Annotated in this window: 20 protein-coding genes; 15 read left to right on the plus strand and 5 right to left on the minus strand. The window is 64.4% G+C overall.

Annotated features, from left to right (window positions below):
* The first annotated feature begins 88 nt into the window (after nt 1-88).
* From BG60_RS08090 to BG60_RS08100, 3 genes are all read left to right on the plus strand, one after another.
* The gene (locus BG60_RS08090; protein ID WP_033535648.1) at nt 89-526 is read left to right on the plus strand and encodes a CBS domain-containing protein; all 438 of its coding nucleotides are present in this window, start codon (nt 89-91) and stop codon (nt 524-526) included.
* 105 nt (nt 527-631) lie between these two features.
* The gene (locus BG60_RS08095; RefSeq protein ID WP_008345740.1) at nt 632-976 is read left to right on the plus strand and encodes a response regulator; all 345 of its coding nucleotides are present in this window, start codon (nt 632-634) and stop codon (nt 974-976) included.
* Nucleotides 977-1,086: 110 nt separating this feature from the next.
* On the plus strand, nt 1,087-1,305 hold the full coding sequence (locus tag BG60_RS08100; RefSeq protein ID WP_008345738.1) for a hypothetical protein: 219 nt from the start codon (nt 1,087-1,089) through the stop codon (nt 1,303-1,305).
* Between the two features lie 18 nt (nt 1,306-1,323).
* Here the strand turns inward: BG60_RS08100 and BG60_RS08105 are convergent, their stop codons facing one another.
* The gene (locus BG60_RS08105; RefSeq protein ID WP_051078957.1) at nt 1,324-2,451 is read right to left on the minus strand and encodes an L-dopachrome tautomerase-related protein; all 1,128 of its coding nucleotides are present in this window, start codon (nt 2,449-2,451) and stop codon (nt 1,324-1,326) included.
* A 158-nt stretch (nt 2,452-2,609) separates the two neighbouring features.
* Between BG60_RS08105 and BG60_RS39230 the strand changes: the two genes are divergently transcribed.
* Entirely contained in the window at nt 2,610-3,629 is a 1,020-nt protein-coding gene (locus BG60_RS39230) for an FUSC family protein (RefSeq protein WP_008345734.1), read from the plus strand.
* A 62-nt stretch (nt 3,630-3,691) separates the two neighbouring features.
* Nucleotides 3,692-4,903 (plus strand): DUF2252 family protein, encoded by a 1,212-nt coding sequence (locus BG60_RS08115; RefSeq protein ID WP_008345732.1) that lies wholly within the window; start codon nt 3,692-3,694, stop codon nt 4,901-4,903.
* Between the two features lie 14 nt (nt 4,904-4,917).
* Here BG60_RS08115 and BG60_RS08120 read toward each other — a convergent pair whose 3' ends face one another.
* Nucleotides 4,918-6,309, minus strand: a complete 1,392-nt coding sequence (locus tag BG60_RS08120) for an aminotransferase-like domain-containing protein (protein WP_034471145.1) — start codon at nt 6,307-6,309, stop codon at nt 4,918-4,920.
* A gap of 401 nt (nt 6,310-6,710) precedes the next feature.
* Here BG60_RS08120 and BG60_RS08125 point away from each other — a divergent pair, with 401 nt between their 5' ends.
* The 9 genes from BG60_RS08125 to scpA are packed head-to-tail and all read left to right on the plus strand — an operon-like array spanning nt 6,711 to nt 15,323.
* Nucleotides 6,711-7,193 (plus strand): MSMEG_0572/Sll0783 family nitrogen starvation response protein, encoded by a 483-nt coding sequence (locus BG60_RS08125; RefSeq protein WP_008345727.1) that lies wholly within the window; start codon nt 6,711-6,713, stop codon nt 7,191-7,193.
* A gap of 5 nt (nt 7,194-7,198) precedes the next feature.
* Complete coding sequence (locus BG60_RS08130) at nt 7,199-8,206, plus strand: Nit6803 family nitrilase (protein WP_034471147.1); 1,008 nt, start codon at nt 7,199-7,201, stop codon at nt 8,204-8,206.
* On the plus strand, nt 8,199-9,269 hold the full coding sequence (locus BG60_RS08135) for an MSMEG_0568 family radical SAM protein (protein WP_008345724.1): 1,071 nt from the start codon (nt 8,199-8,201) through the stop codon (nt 9,267-9,269). Before BG60_RS08130 ends, BG60_RS08135 begins: the two co-directional genes overlap by 8 nt.
* A 1-nt stretch (nt 9,270) precedes the next feature.
* Entirely contained in the window at nt 9,271-9,831 is a 561-nt protein-coding gene (locus BG60_RS08140; RefSeq protein WP_008345722.1) for an MSMEG_0567/Sll0786 family nitrogen starvation N-acetyltransferase, read from the plus strand.
* Nucleotides 9,828-10,778 carry a sll0787 family AIR synthase-like protein gene (locus tag BG60_RS08145; RefSeq protein ID WP_008345719.1) on the plus strand — a complete coding sequence of 317 codons (951 nt, stop codon included), beginning with the start codon at nt 9,828-9,830 and terminating at the stop codon, nt 10,776-10,778. The genes BG60_RS08140 and BG60_RS08145 overlap by 4 nt, the downstream gene beginning before the upstream one ends.
* A 22-nt stretch (nt 10,779-10,800) precedes the next feature.
* A complete protein-coding gene (locus BG60_RS08150; protein WP_008345717.1) occupies nt 10,801-11,085 on the plus strand; it encodes an MSMEG_0570 family nitrogen starvation response protein in 285 nt (94 codons plus the stop codon).
* Nucleotides 11,086-11,115: 30 nt separating this feature from the next.
* Nucleotides 11,116-12,405, plus strand: a complete 1,290-nt coding sequence (locus BG60_RS08155) for an MSMEG_0569 family flavin-dependent oxidoreductase (protein WP_008345715.1) — start codon at nt 11,116-11,118, stop codon at nt 12,403-12,405.
* Between the two features lie 9 nt (nt 12,406-12,414).
* Nucleotides 12,415-13,239 (plus strand): Pnap_2097 family protein, encoded by an 825-nt coding sequence (locus BG60_RS08160; protein ID WP_008345713.1) that lies wholly within the window; start codon nt 12,415-12,417, stop codon nt 13,237-13,239.
* Nucleotides 13,236-15,323: a methylmalonyl-CoA mutase gene (gene scpA / locus BG60_RS08165; protein ID WP_008345711.1), complete on the plus strand. Its 2,088-nt coding sequence runs from the start codon at nt 13,236-13,238 to the stop codon at nt 15,321-15,323. The genes BG60_RS08160 and scpA overlap by 4 nt, the downstream gene beginning before the upstream one ends.
* Here the strand turns inward: scpA and BG60_RS08170 are convergent.
* Both BG60_RS08170 and BG60_RS08175 read right to left on the minus strand, forming a co-directional pair.
* Nucleotides 15,316-17,625, minus strand: coding sequence for a M48 family metalloprotease (locus BG60_RS08170; protein ID WP_008345709.1), 2,310 nt, complete (start codon nt 17,623-17,625; stop codon nt 15,316-15,318). The genes scpA and BG60_RS08170 overlap by 8 nt on opposite strands.
* Nucleotides 17,626-17,632: 7 nt before the next feature.
* Nucleotides 17,633-18,106, minus strand: coding sequence for a hypothetical protein (locus BG60_RS08175; protein ID WP_008345708.1), 474 nt, complete (start codon nt 18,104-18,106; stop codon nt 17,633-17,635).
* A 352-nt stretch (nt 18,107-18,458) separates the two neighbouring features.
* On the opposite strand from BG60_RS08175, the gene BG60_RS08180 reads away from it, so the two are divergent.
* Nucleotides 18,459-19,493 carry a methyl-accepting chemotaxis protein gene (locus BG60_RS08180; RefSeq protein ID WP_008345706.1) on the plus strand — a complete coding sequence of 345 codons (1,035 nt, stop codon included), beginning with the start codon at nt 18,459-18,461 and terminating at the stop codon, nt 19,491-19,493.
* Between the two features lie 15 nt (nt 19,494-19,508).
* Here the strand turns inward: BG60_RS08180 and BG60_RS08185 are convergent, their stop codons facing one another.
* Nucleotides 19,509-20,471, minus strand: a complete 963-nt coding sequence (locus BG60_RS08185; RefSeq protein WP_008345704.1) for a LysR family transcriptional regulator — start codon at nt 20,469-20,471, stop codon at nt 19,509-19,511.
* Nucleotides 20,472-20,475 lie beyond the last annotated feature (4 nt).

Raw genomic sequence — 20,475 nt, forward strand, 5'->3', positions numbered from 1 at the left:
GGCGTGCCGCACGCTGACGCGAGACGAGGGCATGACGGATGCTGTTTCTCTCATCGCGAGAACAGCGTGATTCAGACGGGAGAATGTCATGACCAAGGTAGCCGATGTAATGACACGAGACGTGCAGGCGATCGCGTCGGGCGACACGATTCGCCGCGCGGCCGAGCTGATGGACGAATTGAACGTAGGCGCGCTGCCGGTATGCGACGGCACGCGGCTCAAGGGCGTCGTGACGGATCGCGATATCGTGGTTCGCGCGGTATCGGCGGGCAAGGATGCTTCGTGCGCCGTGCAGGAAGTGGCGAGCGAGCCGGTGGAATGGTGCTTCGAGAGCGACGATATCGAAGACGCGATGCGCCGGATGGAACGGTTGCAGATACGCCGTATGCCCGTCGTGAACGGAGAAAAGCAACTCGTCGGGATGCTTGCGCTGGGAGATATCGCGACATGGTCGGACGGCGAAGTTGCGTCGACGCTCGGCGCGATATCGACGCCGTCCGTGCCGAGTCGCGATGAACCGAAATAGCGTCGTGTCGAAGTCCGTCCGAGCGGTACGGGATTTGCTCGCGTTGCGACAGGATGCGCGTCCCTTCAAACACCGGGAGCCGGCCGCAATCGGCCGGAATCGACAATGCTGTTTCTGTTCGTCGAAGATGATGCAAACGTCGCCGCGGCTTTCGCCGAACTGGCCGCCTCGCTCGGCCATCACGCGGACGTCGCGCGTACCGGCGGCGAGGCGCTGCGCATGACAGGCCAGACTCGCTACGACTCCGTGTTCATGGATATCGGCTTGCCGGATATCGACGGACGCAAGCTCTGCGAATTCGTGCGCTGCGCGGGCGCATCGACGGAGGCGTGCATCGTCGCGGTGACCGGTACGCGCGGATTCGACATGGATTCATCGCGTCAATTCGACGGCTATCTGCGCAAGCCCGTTACCGCATCGGAACTCACGGATGTCATACGAAGCTGCTGAGGCGCCGTGCGTGCGACGTTGCGCGGATCGCGCGGCTACGTATCCTGCATAACATTCGCTTGAGGTGAGCGACGCTACGATCGCAGCACGACAACGCACGTGCTGCCTTCATGAACCGATACTTCACCAACACGCAGGGCGCCATCCGCCGCATCATCGATCTGAAGCGCAACGGGCCCGAGGCGAGCCGCGCGAACGTCGTCGGCCAGCAGAAGGACGGCACGGAAGTCCACGGACTCGAGCAAGTGCTTCTTCACTTGCGCATCGGACGCATCGCCCATTTCACTTGCAGCGGTTCATATGTTCAGGAGATCGTCTTCGTCAGCTAGCGACGAAGACGGCATTCGCTAGCGTCCCCTGATCGCATAGAGCCGCGTCGGTAACGCGACGGGGCTTTGCGGATCGAACCAGTTCATGTCGGGAATGCGCGAATCCGTGACGTAGATCGTGCCGTCCGCGCCTTCCGAGAACGTGTCGGGCCAGACGAGACGCTTGTCGCGCAGCAGCGTCGTGAAGCGATCGCCGTCACGCACGCGGATCGCGTGATGTTCGACCGACGACACGTAAAGGCGTCCGCGCTCGTCGAACCAGAGACCGTCCGCGGGACCGTCGATGCCGACCGCTTCGACGCGCGACGAAACCTGCTGCGCGCTCAACTGCGCGTTCTGAAGCGCGTCGGTCGCGATGCGATACAGCGTCTTGCCCTTCACCGCCTGCCAGTACAGATAGCGCCCATCGGGCGTCAGCGCGATGCCATCGGCGGAAAAGCTCACGCGCCGTCCGTCGGTCTGCTGCAGCGGCTTGCCGTCGACCATCACGGTCACGCTTTTGTCGGCCTGCGTGCTCGGGTCGCCGTCGAGCACGCGGCGCGCCGAGCCGGACGCCGTATCGACAACGACGATCGCGCCGCGCACGCCCGAATCGGTGATATAGACGAAGCGGCCGTCCGGGCTGATGCGGACATCGTTGAGATAGCTGCCTTGCGGTGCGATCGTTTCATCGAACGAATAGACATGCGCGACGCGGTTCGATGCCAGATCGATCTGCACGAGCTTCGGCGCGCCCGGCACGACGAGCGACTGCGCCGGCGCACCCGGATCGATGACCCACAGATTGCCGCGCTTGTCCGCGACGACGGACTGAACGCAGACCCAGTGATCCTGCGGCGTGACTTCATCGCGACGTGAATTGCGCCAGCTATTCCAATCGGCATCGGGATAGGGTCGCAGGTCGCCGGTGCTGCCGAGCTCGGCGACGGATATCGGCGCGTCTTCCGTCCAGCGCGGAAAGTTGACGAAGGTGCGGCCATCGGGCGTCACGGTAACGCCGGTCACTTGATGCTCGAAGGTCGCGACGAGCTGAAGCCTGGCATCGCCGCGTTGCCGGTCGTGTCGGCTGGCGGTTTCCTCTGCGCTGGCCATCGGCGAGAGGGCGGCGAGGCTCAGAACGAGGAGGGTTTTGACGAGCGGTCTCATGATCGGCTCCGATTCGGGGATGCGCCATTTCAGCAATCGCAATGCCGTGGCATGGGCACAGGCGATGCTCGCATCGTGCAAACCTCTCAGCGACTCAAGCCGAATTGACAATCATACGAAGACGCCCCCGACGCATCGGCCGGTTCGATGCGCTGCGCATGTGCGTGCAATCGCTCATCGCGAGCGTGCTGACGTATGCGTGCATGAATTTCATCGGTTCATCGAGTACAACGTGGGGCGTTTTTTCCAGCCTGTTCGCGCTGCAGGTGAGCTTCGACCGCAGCCTCAAGTACGGCGTAGGCCAGATGATCGGCGCGGCAATCGGCACCGTGGTGGGCCTCGCGACGCTGCATTTCTTTCCCGATGCCGCCGATGCCTTCCCGCGGCTCGGTCTCGCGACGCTCGTCACATGCCTTGCGTCGACGCTCTTCCCGACGACGAACTACAGCATCGTCGTGGCGGCGGCGCTCGCGCTCGAACCATCGGCGGGCGTTGCAGGCGCGGTGTCGCGCGCCGAAGCGATCGCGCTGGGCGCGGCCATCGGCATCGGTGTGTCGTCGAGCGTGTGGCCGCAACTGTCGCGTTCGCGCGCCTTCGAGATCATGGGCGAGCTTCTCGATGACTGCCGTGCGTTGCTCGCGACGATGCCGATCCTCGGTCCGCTCGAAAACCGCGAACGCGTCGATGCGCTGCATGAGCGCTTTCTGCGCCATCTCGTCGAAGCGCGCGCGGTCTGCGGCGAGACGCGCGTGCGTGCGCGCTTCGAAACCGGATCGTCGCTCGGCGCCGCGCTCGTCGCTTTCGAAACGCTATGGCATGGACTGGTGCTGCTCGATCGCATCGGGCAATCGCAATGCGGCTGGCTGACGAACGAGGAAACGGAGCCGCTCGCGGAGCGCATCGAACCCGTGCGCGATTGCGCAAGCGGCTATCTGCAGGCACTGGCTGCATGGATGCGCGGCGGCGCACCGCTGCCGCCTGCCGAACGCTTCCTCGGGCCGCTGAACGATGCGTCCGCTGCCGTCCAATCGGATATCGCGAACGTGATTCTCGGCTACGCGAACGACTCACGGCAGTTGCAGGCGTTGTCGACGCTGTCGTTCGCACTGGAACAGATCAAGGCGAATCTCGCGAATATCGCCGGCGTGCTGGAAACACGCTTCGATCGATCCGCGTAAGCCGTTTGCAAGACGACGGCACACCATCTGCTCTGTCTTCCGACCACCTACGGCGATCGGATATGAGCAAGAACAGCAAAGCGAACAAAGGCATGCCCGCGCCCGATGACCGGCAGGCGCTTCTGACCGAACTGCGCCGTTGCAAAATGGCGCGCTCGCCGCACGCGTACGTCAGGGGCAATACCGAACGATTCTATGAGTGGGTGATGGAGGCGAACGGCGATTCGTTGCCTCGCGGCCCGGCGGTGTGGATTTGCGGCGACTGCCACACGGGCAATCTCGGACCGATTGCCAATGCCAAAGGCAAAGTGGAAATCCAGATTCGCGACCTCGATCAGACGGTGATCGGCAACCCGGTGCATGACGTCGTTCGTTTGGGCTTGTCGCTTGCGACGGCTGCGCGCGGATCATCGTTGTCGGGGCTGAACGTCGTGCGAATGATCGAGGCGCTGGCCGCAGGATATGAATCGGCATTCGCGGATGAAGTCATCGACATCAGGCGTCCCGAACCCGTTCACGTGACGATGAAGGAAGCCGTGCATCGATCGTGGCAGCATCTCGCGCGCGAGCGCATCGAGGACCTGCATCCGACGATTCCCTTGGGCAAACGCTTCTGGCCGCTTGCCGGAGACGAGCGAAAGGCGATCGAAGCGCTCTTCGCCGATGAGGACATCGCAAGCCTGCCGACGAGCCTGAAGGGACGCAAGGATTCGGGCGAGATCGTCGTGCTGGACGCGGCGTACTGGGTAAAGGGTTGCAGCTCGCTCGGCCGTCTGCGTTATGCGGTCCTGCTCGATGTCGATGGTGGCGTCGTCGAAGGCGACGACCTGTGTCTGATGGACATCAAGGAAGGCGTGAAGGCCGCCGCGCCCCGTTACGACGACGTCGCGATGCCGCGCGACAACGCCTTGCGCGTCCTCGAAGGCGCGCGAAACCTGTCGCCGTTTCTCGGTGAACGCATGCGCGCGGCCCGCCTGCTCGATCGCGGCGTGGTGATCCGCGAGTTGTTGCCGCAGGACATGAAACTCGAGATCGAGCAACTCGGCAAGGATGACGCGATGCACGTCGCGCATTATCTCGCGGGTGTCGTAGGCAAGGCGCATGCGCGTCAGATGGACGACGCAACGAAGCGCGAGTGGCGAGCCGAACTCGGCCGCAATCGATCGAAGACCATCGACGCGCCGCTATGGCTTTGGAACAGCATCGTGCAGTTGGTGAGCAGCCACGAAGCGGGCTACCTCGAGCATTGCCGCCGTTACGCGACCGACGCGTGAGGGTACGCATCGCTTCAAAGCATCGGCATATGCAGATGATGCGGATCGGCCATCATGTCCGCCACGCGCCTTAGCGCTTCGCGGCAATCCTCGCGATCCTGTGGCCCGCCGAGACACAGCCGCAGCGCATTCGGCGGATTGCCATCGGTAGAGAACGCGGCGCCGGCCACCGCGCCGATGCCTTGATTGCGTAACTGCAACGCGAGTTCCGGCGCGCTCCAGTCGGACATCGAAGGCACGGGCAGCCAGAGATGAAACCCTTGCGGATCCGCGTCGAAGGCGAGACCTCGAAGCTCCGCCGACGCGATAGCCTGCCTCGCCGCCGCTTCATCGCGAATGGAATCGAGCACGTCGCCGGCGGTGCCATCGTTGATCCATTGCGTTGCGAGCAGCACGGTGAACGGGCTCGGCATGACCGACGTCGCCCGCAACGCTCCCGCGATGCGCTGAGTCTGCCGCGACGTCGGCGCCTTCAGATACGCGACACGCAACCCCGCGCCAAGCGTCTTCGATAAGCCGGTTACGTGATACGTCAGTTCGGGTGCGAGTTCGGCAAGGGTGGCGGGTGCATCGCAAGGCAACATGCCGTAAGGCTCGTCCTCGATGATCGGCACGTTATAACGCAAGGCCACATCGGCCAGCGCTTCGCGCCGCTGCCGCGTCAACGTCAACGTGCTCGGATTCTGCAAGGTCGGATTGCAATAGAAGCCGCCGGGCTTTTCCGTTCGGCACAATGCCTCGAACGCATGCGGCAGCGGCCCTTCATCGTCGCGCAACACGGCTTGCAGACGCACGCCCAGTTGCGATGCGATCGCCTTGATCCCCGGATAAGCGAGCGAATCCAGACAGATCATTTCACCCGGCCGCGCAAGCTGCGAAACGAGCGCGACGAGCGCGCCATGAATGCCGGGACAGACGAGCACGGTATCGACATCGACATCGGGAATGCGCGCCTTGAGCCACTCGCGGCCCGCAACGCGATCCGCCGTCGTGCCGCCGAAGTCCTGATAGCGCAGCAACTGAAACGGATCGGCGCGTTCCATCAGACTCGCCGCCGATGCACGCAGCCGCGCCGCGAGCGCGGGCGGTTCGGGTGGCATGTTCATCGACATCTCGACACTGCTGCCGCCCGCGAGCGGCAAGGTCTGCGTCCTGCCGCGCACGAACGTGCCGCTGCCCGCGCGTGAATCCAGCAGGCCGCGTTTGCGCGCTTCGGCATACGCGCGCGCGACGGTCGTGTAGTTGAGCCCGAGCAGATCGGCGAGGTCGCGCAGACCGGGCAGCCGGTCTCTCGGACGAAGCCGGCCGCTCGCCAAGTCTTCCTCGATCAGATCGGGAATCGTCAGATAAGCGGGCTTTCTGCTGTCTTCAAGCTTCCTGACCCAGTGATGCGCAAGCTGATTCATGACCGCGATGTCTCCGGCGATGGTTCGGATGACCTTAGCATGACAAAACAATCGATCGAAAAGAGATCGCATGCGCTGATCGCACTTGATTGCATTGATCGCATCGATGCACGGCTTCGGTGTGCCGCGCACCATGCACACGCTTTTCTGCGCTGAAATCGTGCGTGGGGTAGGCGGGCATGAGCGAGGCGGCGCGTCGCGAAGGCCCGTGAATCAAGGCTTCCGCAAAAAATTTTCGCTTCGCGCATGCAAGATCGTTTTGCTTGATTGCAAAGTGATTGCATTTCGCGGGCCAATCATTGGCATATCCGTTGCGTTTTAGCGTTCGCCGTCGCGATGAATGCGATCGACCACGATCGAGAGCGACGGCTCGTTCGCGAACCCATACATCGGAGAATGCCATGCCCGCAGTCAATCAACCGCTTCACAAGAACGGCGACTTTCTGGTCGACTACGAAGAGAAAGTCTTCGAGGATGTGAAGGCCGAACCCGGCGAAAAGGCGCTCGTCACGTTTCATACGGTTGCGTTCGAAGGCTCGATCGGCTTCGTGAACATGCTGCAGGCCACGCGTCTGCAACGCAAGGGTTTCGATACGTCGGTGCTGCTCTACGGTCCCGGCGTCACGCTCGGTCTGCAACGCGGTTTTCCGACGCTCGGCGACGAAGCCTTCCCCGGCCATCTCAACTTCAACAAGCAACTGCAGAAGTTCATGGCCGAAGGCGGCAAGGTGTACGCGTGCCGCTTCGCATTGCAGGCGCTTTACGGACACGGCGAAGCCTCGCTGATCGAAGGCATTCGTCCGATCAACCCGCTCGACGTGCTCGATCTCCAGTTGCTTCATCGCAAGGAGAATGCGCTCGTCATCCATACGTGGACCGTGTGACGATCATGGCCGATGCCCTTTCGAAAAAGCGCATCGTGCGCGCCGCCGCCGTGCAGATCACGCCGGACTTCGAGCGTCCGAACGGCACGCTCGACCGCGTCTGCACGGCCATCGACGAAGCCGCGGCGCAGGGCGTGCAGCTCATCGTGTTCCCCGAGACCTTCGTGCCGTATTACCCGTATTTCTCGTTCGTGCGCGCGCCGGTGGCATCGGGCGCCGATCACATGAAGCTCTACGAGGAAGCGGTCGTGGTGCCGGGGCCGGTCACGCAGGCGGTGGCCGAACACGCGCGGCTCGCGAACATGGTCGTCGTGCTCGGCGTGAACGAGCGCGATCACGGCAGCCTGTACAACACGCAGCTCATCTTCGATACCGACGGCAAGCTGCTGCTCAAGCGCCGCAAGATCACGCCGACGTTTCATGAACGCATGATCTGGGGACAAGGCGACGCAGCCGGTCTCAAGGTCGTCGAAACGGGCGTCGGACGAGTCGGCGCGCTCGCGTGCTGGGAGCACTACAACCCGCTCGCGCGCTATGCGCTGATGACGCAGCATGAAGAGATCCATTGCAGCCAGTTCCCCGGCTCGCTGGTCGGTCCGATCTTCGCGGAGCAGATCGAAGTGACGATCCGCCATCACGCGCTCGAATCGGGCTGCTTCGTCGTCAACGCGACGGGCTGGCTCACCGATGCGCAGATCGAAGCCGTCACGCCCGACCCGAATCTGCAACGCGCGCTGCGCGGCGGCTGCAACACGGCGATCGTCTCGCCCGAAGGCCAGCATCTCGCCGAGCTTTTGCGCGAAGGCGAGGGCATGGTGATCGCCGATCTCGACATGGCGCTCATCACGAAGCGCAAACGCATGATGGATTCGGTCGGTCATTACGCACGGCCCGAACTGCTGAGCCTCGCGATCAACGATCGCCCGGCATCGCCCGTCACCTCCTTCAAGGACACCGAACACGATGAGCGCCCGAGAGAACCTGCCGGCATCGACACGGCAATTGATGACTGAGCTTCAGTCGACGGGCCTGCGGCTCGTCGATCCGCGCGCGGGCGTGTCGAGCCGGCGCGGCGGCGCGGGACCGTCGGATCACAAGGCGGTCACGGTCGATGGCGTGACCATCATGGTGCCCGTGCATACGAGCACCGCGTGGGAATCGCCGTTCGTCGCCGGAGAGCCCGATGCGAACGGCAAGAGCGCGCTGATGCGCAACACCATTCCGATCGCGAGCATCAGCTTTCCGAAGGCGCCGCGCTTCTATGCGATGCAGACGCTCGACGGCGTGCCTTACTCGCACATCGCGACGCTGCATAGCGCCGACGTGCTCGCGACGACCGTGCTGCAAACCTGCATCCGCTACGAGAGCCGGCGCAAGTCGTGCAAGTTCTGCGCGATCGGCCAGTCGCTCGCGGCGGGGCGCACGATCGCGCGCAAGACGCCGGAGCAGCTTGCCGAAGTCGCGCGCGCAGCCGTGCTTCTCGATGGCGTCAAGCATATGGTGCTCACGACCGGCACGCCGCCCACATCCGATCGCGGCGCGCAGATCCTTTGCGAAAGCGCGTTCGCGATCAAGGCCGCGGTCGATCTGCCGATCCAGGCGCAATGCGAGCCGCCCGACGACGATCGCTGGTTCGAGCGCATGAAGGCAAGCGGCATCGACACGCTCGGCATGCATCTCGAAGCGGTGACGCCTTCCGTGCGCGAACGCATCATGCCGGGCAAGGCGACGGTGCCGGTCGCGCGTTACATGGAAGCCTTCGAGGCGGCGGTCGCCGTATTCGGACGCGGACAGGTGAGCACGTACATTCTCGCGGGGCTCGGCGACAGCGCGCAGGCCATCGTCGATACGGCGCGCGAGCTCATCGCGCTCGGTGTGTATCCGTTCGTCGTGCCCTTCGTGCCGATCAGCGGCACGCCGCTCGAAGATCATCCCGCGCCCACGCCCGAATTCATGCGCTCGGTGCTGGCGCCCATCGGCGCGATGCTCGCAAACGCCAACATGCGTTCCGCCGATATCAAAGCGGGCTGCGGCAAATGCGGCGCGTGCTCGTCGCTTTCTTCGTACGAGGTGTGACATGTTCGTCGAAGCCATCGAGGGCGATGCATTCGATCTCGCCTATACGCCGGTCGAATATCGCGTCAAGTGGGCAACGCTGCCGTGGGAAGCGGATGAAGCGTACAAGCTGCGCCGCGCGGTGTTCTGCATCGAGCAGGGCGTGTTCGTCGGCGACGATCGCGACGAGATCGACGAACGCGCGCAACTGCTCGTTGCGCTGAGTTGCGTCGCGGGCATGCCGGAGCAGGTCGTCGGCACGGTACGCATCCACGAGACGCAGCCGCGCGTGTGGCTCGGCTCGCGGCTCGCCGTGCACGCCGCTTTCCGTTCGCACGGCAAGATCGGCTCGACGCTGATCCGGCTCGCGGTGTCGAGCGCACACGCGCTCGGATGCGAGACTTTTCTCGCGCATGTGCAGGCGCAGAACGTGCCGCTTTTCCGGCGTCTGCGCTGGGACACGCAGCGGGAAGAGACGCTCTTCGGCCGCCCGCATCATCTGATGCGCGCGCAACTCGATGCGTATCCGCCGTGCGTCACGCCGCAAAGCGGATTCGTCGCGCTGGCGCGGAGGCCGTCGTGAACGCGCTGGCCGGTCTCGTCGAACGCTTGCGCGAGAGTCGCGGCTTTCGTCACAAGAGCGATATCTCGGGCGTGTTGTCGCGGCTGCCTGAAGGCGCTCAGGCCGTGCCGATAGGCGACGACTGCGCCGCGATTCCCGATGGCGACGGCTATCTGCTCTTCGCCATCGAAGGGCTGGTGAGCGACTTCGTGCGCGCGATGCCGTGGTTCGCGGGCTACAGCGGCGTGATGGTGAACGTGAGCGATATCTACGCGATGGGCGGACGTCCGCTCGCCGTCGTCGATGCGCTGTGGAGCGGCGACGCGCAAGCGGCATCCGAGGTGCTCGCGGGCATGGCGGCGGCATCGTCGGCGTATGGCGTGCCGATCGTCGGCGGCCATAGCAACGTGCGCAGCGACCGCGCGCAGCTCGCGGTGGCGATCGTCGGGCGGGCCAGGAAGCTTTTGACGAGCTTCGACGCGCGCCCCGGCGATGCGCTCGTGATGGCCGTCGATTTGCGCGGCCGTTTCGAGGAGCCTTATCCGTTCTGGAACGCATCGGTGAGCGCGCCTGCTGGCCGCGCGCGCGGCGATTACGAACTGCTGCCCGCGCTAGCCGAAGACGGCCTGTGCGATGCCGCGAAGGACATCAGCATGGCGGGCGCGCTCGGCACCGCGCTGATGTTGCTCGAATGCTCGAAGGCCGGCGCGCGCATCGATCTCGATGCGTTGCCCTGTCCCGAAGGCGTCGATTTCGAGCGTTGGCTCACGGCGTTTCCGAGCTTCGGCTTCGTGCTGTCCGTGCGTCCCGAACAGGTCGATGAAGTGCTCGCGCGCTTTGCTTCGCGCGACCTCGCGAGCGCGGTGATCGGCCAAGTGGATGCATCGCGTGAAGTCGTGTTGACGCGCGACGGCGATGCCGCGTTGCTATGGAACCTGCACGAGGAGCCGTTCATATGCGCGCGATGAACCCCGCAACCGAGGCTACACCATGCCAGTGATGCATTTTCTGATTCGTTGGCCCGACGGCGTCGAGGCGAACTGCTATTCGCCTTCGACGGTCGTCGGCGAGTATTTCGCGGCAGGCGAAAGCTATAGCGTCGGCGATTTCGTCGCGCGTTCGCGCGAGGCGCTGCACATCGGCTCGGAGCGCGTGCGGGAGAAATACGGCTTCGCGTGCTCGGCCGCGCTCGATCAGCTTGCGCGCATCGAAGAGGATGCGAGCCGCTTCAGCGAAGCGCACGAGGCACGCGTCACCGTGCTGGCGCTCGATTGACTCACTTGTCGAATGGTAGAGGGATTGAATATGTCGAACATCGATTCAGCACAGACCGCGCCGGCGCATTACAGCGTGATCGTCATCGGCGGCGGACAGGCCGGGCTTTCGGCCAGCTACTTCCTGAAGCAGGCCAGCATCGATCATCTCGTGCTGGAAAAGCACAGCGTCACGCACACATGGCGCACGCAGCGCTGGGACACGTTCTGCCTCGTGACGCCCAACTGGCAATGCGCGTTGCCGGGGCATCCGTATCAGGGCGCGGACCCGCACGGCTTCATGAAGAAGGACGAGATCATCGACTATCTCGATGCGTTCATCGCCAAGGTGAATGCGCCGGTGCTCGAGGACGCGGCGGTCACGCGCGTCACGCGCGACGCGCAAGGACGCTTCGCCGTGACGAGCACGCGCGGCGCGTTCACGGCGGATCAGATCGTGGTCGCGTCGGGCGGCTATCACACGCCGATCGTGCCGCGCATGGCCGAGCGTCTGCCCGCTGACATCGTGCAGGTGCAGTCATCGGAATATCGCAACGCCGGTGCGCTGCCGCCCGGCGCGGTGCTCGTCGTCGGCTCGGGTCAGTCAGGCGCGCAGATCGCGGAAGATCTGCATCTGTCGGGACGCAAGGTTCATCTCGCGGTCGGCGAGGCGCCGCGTTGCGCGCGGTTTCATCGCGGTCGCGATGTCGTCGACTGGCTCGCGGACATGCGCTATTACGACATGCCCGTGACCGATCATCCGCTGCGCGAAGGCGTGCGCGACAACACCAATCATTACGTCACGGGCCGCGACGGCGGACGCGACATCGATCTGCGCCGCTTCGCGCTCGAAGGCATGGAACTGTTTGGCCGGCTCGAAGACTTCCGTGACGGCAAGCTGCGTTTCGCGACCAACCTGCGCGCGAATCTCGATGACGCCGACGATACCTATAACCGCATCAACGCGAGCATCGACGGTTTCATCGCGAAGCACGGCATCGACGCGCCTCCCGCCGCGCCTTATGTACCCATCTGGCAGCCGCAGGAAGAGCGCGCGGAGCTCGACCTGCAGGCGAGCGGGATCACATCGATCGTATGGTGCATAGGGTTCACGCCGGACTTCGCGTGGCTCGATGCGCCGGTGTTCAACGGACGCGGTTATCCATCGCATACGCGCGGCGTGACGGCGGTGAAGGGCCTTTATTTCGTCGGCTTGCCGTGGCTGCATACGTGGGGCTCGGGCCGCTTCTCCGGCGTGGCGCGCGATGCGCAATACATCGTCGATGCGGTGTGCGCCGAGCGGGCAAACGCGCCGGAGCGCGCGTCGATCGCGTGCGCGTAAAGGAAGCTCATGCCTCGTCACGACGATACGTATCGCGCCGGCATGCCGCAGCTCAATTGCGCGGGGCTCTCGGAGAACTGGCTGCTGAAAGAGTGCGGCGACCGGCATTGGGACGCGCTCGCACGCGAAACGGCGAGCGACTTCATCTCCGACGAAGGCGGCCGCGCGTATGCCGCGTTCACGTCGATCCGGCTGCGCGCCGAAGGCATGCACGATGTGCGCGAGAACGACGCGCTCTGCATACGCACCGAGCTTTCGCGTGTGGGTCCGGTGCGGCACTTCAGCGAGCATCGCGTAAGCGGCAAAGGCGGCACGATCGCCGCGTTGTCGATGATGTCCACCTTCGTGCGACGCACCGAAGCGCGCAACAATCGCTCGGTCGCGCGGGCGAGCTTTGCGAACCTCAAAGGCGAGATCGCGCCGATGAATCCGCTCATCGCCGACATGCAGGATAGGGCGCGCAAGCTGCGCCTGCGTGAAGCAGGAGCGAGCATCGACGGATTCGCTTTGCACGAGGCAGAATGCGCGCCGGTCGAGTTTTTGCCATGCCCGTACAGCGACTTCAACGGCGCCGACTTTCTGTACTTCGCGAGCTTTCAGGCGTTCGTCGATCGTGCGGAATGGCAAACGTGGCGTCTCGCGGACTTGCCCGCGCTCGTGTCGCGCGAGCTGCATTATCACGGCAACATCAACGTCGGCGAAGGGCTGCGGGCCACGTTTCGGCGCGCGTCGATCGACGATGCGCGCATCGCGCACTGGTGCGAGATCGAGCGCACGCGCGATGGCGTGAAGATCGCCGACGTGCTGACACACAAGACACGGAGACGCGCATGAACCGCGTGCCGCGCAAGCCGCTTTACACGGCGGCCGATCTGGAAGGTCTCGCGCATCTCGACTCGATGCCCGGCGCCGCGCCGTTCGTGCGCGGACCGTATCCGTCGATGTACACGACGAGACCGTGGACCCTCCGCCAGTACGCCGGTTACGCCGATGCCGCCGATTCGAACCTCGCGTTTCGCCGGGCGCTCGATCGCGGCGCGCAGGGCTTGTCCGTCGCGTTCGATCTGCCGACGCAACTCGGCTACGACTCGACCGACGATGAAGCGCGCGCCGATGTCGGTCTTGCGGGCGTGGCCATCGATACCGTCGACGACATGGCGCGTCTTTTCGAAGGCATCGCGCTAGAACGCGTCTCCGTGTCGATGACGATGAACGGCGCCGTGCTGCCCGTGCTCGCGGCGTACATCGTCGCGGCGGAGGAACGCGGCATCGCGATGGCGTCGCTCTCCGGCACCGTGCAGAACGACATCCTCAAGGAGTTCATGGTGCGCAACACCTGCGTGTTCGCGCCGGAACCGTCGCTGCGAATCGTCGCGGATGTCGTGCAGTTTTTGAGCGAGCGGATGCCGCGCTTCAAGGCGCTGTCCGTTTCGGGTTATCACTTTCAGGAAGCGGGCGCGGATGCATCGCTGGAGCTGGGGCTGACGTTCGCCAACGCCCGCGCGTATGTGCGTGCGCTGCGCGCGCGCGGCCTGAACGCGGATGCCGTCTGCGAGCAACTCAGCTTTTTCTTCGGCGTCGGCGCGGACTTCTTTGCGGAGATCGCGAAGCTGCGCGCGGCGCGGCTCATCTGGTCGGGCATGGCCGAGGAAGAGGGCGCGACGTCGGCGAAGAGTCGCGCGCTGCGGATGCATTGCCAGACGTCGGGCTGGTCGCTCGGCGCGACGCGCACGCAAAACAATATCGTTCGCACGACCGTCGAAGCGATGGCGGCAGTGTTCGGCGGCACGCAATCGCTGCACACGAATGCACATGACGAAGCGCTTGCGTTGCCATCGGCATCCGCTGCGCAGCTCGCACGCGACACGCAATTGATTCTTCAGCACGAGATGGGGCTGTGCGAGGTCGTCGATCCGTGGGCGGGTTCGTACATGATGGAATCGCTGACGGCGAGCGTCGCGGCTCAAGCGCGCGAGATCGTCGACGAAATCGAGGCGCGCGGCGGTGCGCTCGAAGCAATTCGCACCGGGTGGGTTCATCGGCGGATTCAGGAGCGTGCGGCGGCGACGCAGGCGCGCATCGATTCGGGAACGCAGACGATCGTCGGCGCGAACGCGTTTATTGCCGACGATGCCGACGACGATGCGCCCGCCTGTCTCGCGATCGATGGCGAACGCGTGCGCGTGCAGCAGTCGCACAGAATCGCCGACGTGCTGCGCCGGCGTGACGAATCTCGCGTGCGTGCCGCGCTCGCCGCATTGACGCGCGCCGCACGCGACGATGCCGGCAATCTGCTCGCGCTGACGATCGATTGCATGCGCGCCCGCGCGACCGTGGGTGAATGCACGCGCGCGCTCGAAGCCGTGTGGCCGCGTCATGATCCGGCATCGGCGAATACGACACGCGTGTACGGTGAATGTCGCCATGACGACGCATGGCACGCGGCGTGCGCTCGCGTTGCGCAACTCGGCGAAACGCTCGGCCGAAAGCCACGCATGTTGATCGCGAAACTGGGACTCGACGGACACGATCGCGGCGCGAATGTCGTGGCGTGCGCGCTGGAAGATGCAGGCTTCGATGTGACGGCTACCGGATTGTTTGCATCGCCGGCGCAGGCCGCGAAGCTCGCTGCGCAACGGCCGTACGATGTCATCGGCGTCTCGTCGCTTGCCGGTGCGCACGGCACGCTCGTGCCTCGATTGCTGCGCGAGCTTGCGGAGCGCGACGTGCACACGCCGCTCGTCGTCGGCGGAATCGTGCCCGACGAAGACGCCTTCTTGCTGCGAAAGAAAGGCGTCGCCGACATATTCAATCCAGGTTCGACGATGCACGAGATCGTCGAACGGCTGGTGAAGTTGATCTGCCCGGACGCGCGCTCCGAATCGCGCCTGGTCACTTCGCAGGCCGACTTCAGATGACGTCGCTCAGCGACTTGATCCATCCGGCGATGACCACGATCCCGAGCATGGCGACGACCGCTTTGCGAACCATCGACAAGCGGTCATGTCCGTCCGAAGACCTGCCCAATTTGCCGGCGAGCGCGCCGATCATCGAAGCGGGAAGGGCGGCCAGCGACGCCACGCCGAGGTACAGCAGCACCGACGTCATGCTCGACTCGAACGTCGATTGCGCGTTGAGGTCGATGGTCACGAGGCCGCCCACGCTCATCACCGCGCCCGCGATCGATCCGGCGCACAAGCCGTAGAGCGCGTTGAAGGCGCCCCGACGCGACGCCGCGATCAGCGCCGCGAGCGCCGCCGTCAGCGCGATCGGCATGACGATCGCGAAGCCGCTTTCGCCCGCGCGTTGCGCGACGTGCAGCAGCGCGGAGAACGTCGCGTAGATCGTGCTTTCGGCATCGTGCGGAAGGAAGCGGCGAAACCGCAACAGTTCGATCCAGAGACAGAAGACGAGCCCGGCGATGATGCCCGTCGACAGCGCGCGGCCCGGTCGGAACTCGGGAAGACGCAAGCGGAATGCGTCGTCGAGAAAGACCCACGACGACGGCGCGAGCTCGCGGCGCGCGCGGCCGAACCATCGCGATGCCCACGGAAAAAGCCACGACCCGAACGCCGCGATGACCACCGGCGGCGCGGCCATCACGAGCGACGTATAGAACGTCTGATGCGGCCCGAGCGTCACGATCGACATCGACGCGAACGTGCCCCACGCGAACATCCCCGCGACGCCCGCGATGGAAACCGCGCTCGTCAGCCTGAGCGCGAAAAGCGGCGAGCGGCTTCTCACGGCGACGCCAGTCCACGCGGCGGCCGAGCGCGCGATCCAGTCGCAGATCATCCAGCATCCGATGGCCGCGAGCACGAGCGCGACCGCGTGGACTTCGAGCACCGTCGTCAGCGTGTCGGCGGTCATGCGCGGCTGGGCCGGGCCGCCCCAAAGCAGCCCCGCGCCGAGGAGCATCTGATTGACGAAGTAGCCGAGCGCGAACACGGCGCCCGCCGCCGCCGTGCCCTTCACCGGATCGCGGCCGTTCAGCACCGCTGCATAGGCGCCGCGCCAGACGCCCGTCGTGAGCGCGCCGATCGCGAAGATCATCACGGCGAGCGGCACCACCGCCGACGCGATGATCGTCACGCGCAAGACCGCCGCTTGCGCTTCGCCGGGCACGAGGCCGAGCACGAGACCGTTCATCGTTTCGATGACGACGCCCGCGCCGAAGCCGATGCCGAGCGCATCCCACTTGCCGAGGCGAAAGAGCGGCGTGGTGTCGGCGAGCACGGCGCGACGCGCGTCGCCGCGCGGATGCAGGCTCAGGAACGTGCGCGCGCGCTTGTTGCTGTCGTCGCGCATCCGCGCGAGCACACGATCGACGTGAACGGGCGAGCCGTCCCATTGCGACGCTTGCACGTCCGCGTAAAACTCCCTCACGCGCAGCACGGACGCGCCTGACAGCAGCACGAGCGCGCTCCACAGCCCGGTCTTTGCGAGCAGCCAGGCGGTGTCGCGCAGCGCGTGCCCGGCAAACAGAGCGACGCCGAGCAAGGGAACGACGCTCACGATGACGAACGCGAAACACGCGGCAATCGTCATGAACGTCTTGTCGATGTCGCGGTTACGGATGTGCGCCAGTTCATGCAGGACGATCGCGCGGAAGGCGGCGCGATCCGCGTAGAAATAATTGGCGACGAACGCGCCGGAGAGCGCGACGTAATAGTCGCGGCGACGCCCGAACGTGACCGGCAGGCCGGTCGCGAGCGGATTCCAGACGAACGCGGGCGGCGGATTCAACTGCGCCTCGCCGCAAAGGGCGATGAGGGCATCGAAAAGACCGGGCGGATCGTCCTTTGCGATCGGCACGAGCCGCTGCGACATCAGCTTCCACGCGGGAAAGCGCCAGTAGAAGACACCGGCGAGCGCGAGCGTCGCGACGATTCCCGCGCCTTTCCACGCCATTTGCGGCCGCAGAAGCGCCATGCAATGCGCGAATTGCGGTGCGAACTGCACACGCATTTCCGAAGCGGACAGCACGTCCCGAGTCAGTAATCGCGGATCGAAAACGCCCGCGAACATATCCGACGCGCACGCGACGAGCTTTTCCGTCGCCTCGACGTGCAGGCTTTCCCAGAAATGCCCATAGAACTGGATGCTGACGCACACGATAAGCACGATCAGCAGATCGAACCTCAGCGCGATGTCGGACGGAAACGGCAACGGATTGAGCCGCGGCCTGCCCGTGTTCGTCGTGACGGATTGCAGCACGATTCGCTCACTTCTTCGGCAGGGCCAGTTGCGCGACGACGGCATCGGCAAGGTGCGCGGCTCGTGCGCGATCGAGACGCAGGCGCGAGCCGGCCGCGATCACATGGCGATGGACTTCGCCCAACTGTTCGGGGCTCAGGATCGCGACGGCTTCGGGTTCTTCGCCCCGGAACATCTTCCGCACGCGCGCGGACACTTCTTCGCCGATGGCCGTTTCCGCCGCCTTGAGCGCGATGCCGCCGAGGATCGGCATGATCTCCGACACGACCTGAAGCACGAGCGGCGTGAAGAGGATCGAGAACGATTCGGCGCCGAAGCCGAGCGCGGCATCGCGATTTTTCGATGCCCTCATCGCGGCGTCCGGATCGGCAAACCACGCCGCGCTCGCCGCCGCGAAAAGCGGCAGCTCGTTCGGCGCGAGCTGCATCAGGACATTGCGGGACAAGCCCCGGATCAGATCGTGTTCGGCGGTCGAGTCCATGTGTTGTCTGAACGCGTGGCTGCGTCTTCGTGTGTGGAAGAAAAGTGTTCGTCGTTAAGGACGAAGCAGCGCATCCGGTTCTGAACCGTTGCGGTCAACACTTCCGAACAAAATGTGCGCTACCGCACGTTTCGCCGCCTTTCAGTTTGTTTTAACGATTGAAGCCCGTTCGCTGATAACACGACTAGCTCGACTGACGCGACTCAAAAAAGGGCATGTTTTCGCTTCACTGGTGCTCGGTGAAAGCACGCGTCACTTCCCAAACGTTTGCTTCGTAAAACTCAATCGTCAGACAAACAGGCGCGAACCTTGCATTGATCGGGATACGAAACCGACCCTACGAAGAAGCCACATGTCCAATCCGCAAGCTATCGTCGATCTGACACATGAAGTCAAACGCCTCGCCTCGGGCAAGATCAGCGACATCAACGATATCAACCGCGAGACCACGTTCCTGGCACTGAACGCGCTGATCGAAGCTGCCCGCGCCGGCGATGCGGGCAAGGGCTTCGCTGTCGTCGCCAAGCAGGTGAAGCATGTATCGACACGCATCTCCGACATCACGGCCGGCCTCAACAAAGAGCTTGCCGGATCGCTTGCGACGCTCACGGAACTCGGCGACAGCATGATCGAGCGGATGCGATCGCTCGACGGTCAGCGGTACACGGACCTTGCGTTGAACATGATCGACATCATCGACCGCAACCTGTACGAGCGCTCCTGCGACGTGCGCTGGTGGGCGACGGACTCGGCATTGGTCGGATGTCTCGCCGATGAGCGCGCGGCGGCGCGCGATCATGCCTGCAGCCGCCTCAAGGTCATCCTGGATAGCTACACGGTTTATCGGGATCTCTGGGTCGTCGATGCGAACGGCGTGGTCGTGGCGAACGGACGTCACTCGACTTACGCGGTGCGCGGGCAGAACGTGGCGGGCGCGGAGTGGTACAAGGCCGCAATGAAGACGGCGTCGGGCGCGCAATACGTGGCGTCGGATGTCGAGACAGTCGCGCCGCTCGACAACGCACAGGTCGCGACGTATTCGACGGCGATTCGCGAGGGCGGCGCGCCGGATGGTCGCGTGCTCGGAGCGCTCATCATCTTCTTCGACTGGGCGCCTCAAGCCGAGACCGTCGTCAAAGGCGTTCGCCTGAGCAACGAAGAGTGGGCGCGCTCGCGCTGTCTGATCCTGGATTCGTCGTTTCGGGTGATCGCCGCGTCGGATGGCAAGGGCATCCTCAACGAGCGCTTTCGCTTGCAGACGGGCGGCAAGGAATCGGGCTTCTACCGCGATGCCGGCGGTGCAGTCGTATCGTTCGCAGCGACGCCCGGTTACGAGACCTATCGCGGTCTGGGCTGGTACGGCGTCATCTGCCAGATGCCGGCATGAGACATCGGCGGTCGCTCAACGGCGCGGACTTCGCTTCTTGCGCTCGCGAAGTTCGCTGCCTGTATCGACCGGCGTGAAGGGCGCCTGAAACCGGCCGACCAGGAAATCGATGAACGCGCGCGCGCGAGCAGTCTGATTCTTCTGCCGCGGATAGTAGACGAAGAGATCGGCCGAGGGCAGCACGGTGTTCGGCATCACGAGATTGAGCCTTCCGCTTTGCACGTACTTCGCGAGATCCCATTCCGAGCGGATCAGAATGCCGTGTCCGTCGAGCGCCCAGCGAAGCACGATATCGCCGTCATTGCTCGACAGCGCGCCCTTGACCTTGATCGCCTCGATGTGGTCATTGACGATATAGCGCCACACGCCGTAGGCATCGTCGTTCTGTCGATGAATGATGCAGCGATGCCGAGCCAGTTCTTCGACGCGCTCCGGCGTGCCGTACTTCTCGAGATATTTCGGCGACGCGCATAAGAACCGCCGGTTGCTCATGATTCGCCGCGCACTGAGCCGGCTGTCCGGAAGATCGCCGAAGCGTATCGCCAGATCGAACGCGCCTTCGATCAGATCGACAGGACGGTCCGTTACTTCGAACTGGACTTCGACGCCCGGATAGCGCTTCGCGAATTCCGAAACGATCGGGGCGATGGTCGTCCGGCCGAATCCGAGCGTTGCATTGATGCGCAACGGGCCTTGCGGATCGCGGCTCGCGACCGATAACGCCTCTTCCATCTCACGCACCTGTCCGACGATGTGAGTCGCGTAGCGCAGATACGTTTCCCCTTCAGGCGTGAGGCTGACGCTGCGGGTCGTCCGGTTGACGAGGCGCACGCCGAGCCTTTGCTCGATGACGCCAAGCCGCTTGGTCGCGGCGGGCGGAGACAGATCGAGCGCACGCGCCGCCCCCGACAAACTCCTGAGCTTCGCAAGCAGGATAAAGAACTCGAAGTCGGTCGCGGTCTGCGTTTCGGTATTCACCAGA

The organism is Caballeronia zhejiangensis (assembly GCF_000698575.1).
GTDB lineage: Bacteria > Pseudomonadota > Gammaproteobacteria > Burkholderiales > Burkholderiaceae > Caballeronia > Caballeronia zhejiangensis.

Coding starts and splice junctions, on each gene's coding strand:
- BG60_RS08090 (WP_033535648.1), top strand. CDS start 89: ATGACCAAGGTAGCCGATGTAATGACACGAGACGTGCAGGCGATCGCG.
- BG60_RS08095 (WP_008345740.1), top strand. CDS start 632: ATGCTGTTTCTGTTCGTCGAAGATGATGCAAACGTCGCCGCGGCTTTC.
- BG60_RS08100 (WP_008345738.1), top strand. CDS start 1,087: ATGAACCGATACTTCACCAACACGCAGGGCGCCATCCGCCGCATCATC.
- BG60_RS08105 (WP_051078957.1), bottom strand. CDS start 2,451: ATGAGACCGCTCGTCAAAACCCTCCTCGTTCTGAGCCTCGCCGCCCTC.
- BG60_RS39230 (WP_008345734.1), top strand. CDS start 2,610: ATGTGCGTGCAATCGCTCATCGCGAGCGTGCTGACGTATGCGTGCATG.
- BG60_RS08115 (WP_008345732.1), top strand. CDS start 3,692: ATGAGCAAGAACAGCAAAGCGAACAAAGGCATGCCCGCGCCCGATGAC.
- BG60_RS08120 (WP_034471145.1), bottom strand. CDS start 6,309: ATGAATCAGCTTGCGCATCACTGGGTCAGGAAGCTTGAAGACAGCAGA.
- BG60_RS08125 (WP_008345727.1), top strand. CDS start 6,711: ATGCCCGCAGTCAATCAACCGCTTCACAAGAACGGCGACTTTCTGGTC.
- BG60_RS08130 (WP_034471147.1), top strand. CDS start 7,199: ATGGCCGATGCCCTTTCGAAAAAGCGCATCGTGCGCGCCGCCGCCGTG.
- BG60_RS08135 (WP_008345724.1), top strand. CDS start 8,199: ATGACTGAGCTTCAGTCGACGGGCCTGCGGCTCGTCGATCCGCGCGCG.
- BG60_RS08140 (WP_008345722.1), top strand. CDS start 9,271: ATGTTCGTCGAAGCCATCGAGGGCGATGCATTCGATCTCGCCTATACG.
- BG60_RS08150 (WP_008345717.1), top strand. CDS start 10,801: ATGCCAGTGATGCATTTTCTGATTCGTTGGCCCGACGGCGTCGAGGCG.
- BG60_RS08155 (WP_008345715.1), top strand. CDS start 11,116: ATGTCGAACATCGATTCAGCACAGACCGCGCCGGCGCATTACAGCGTG.
- BG60_RS08160 (WP_008345713.1), top strand. CDS start 12,415: ATGCCTCGTCACGACGATACGTATCGCGCCGGCATGCCGCAGCTCAAT.
- scpA (WP_008345711.1), top strand. CDS start 13,236: ATGAACCGCGTGCCGCGCAAGCCGCTTTACACGGCGGCCGATCTGGAA.
- BG60_RS08175 (WP_008345708.1), bottom strand. CDS start 18,106: ATGGACTCGACCGCCGAACACGATCTGATCCGGGGCTTGTCCCGCAAT.
- BG60_RS08180 (WP_008345706.1), top strand. CDS start 18,459: ATGTCCAATCCGCAAGCTATCGTCGATCTGACACATGAAGTCAAACGC.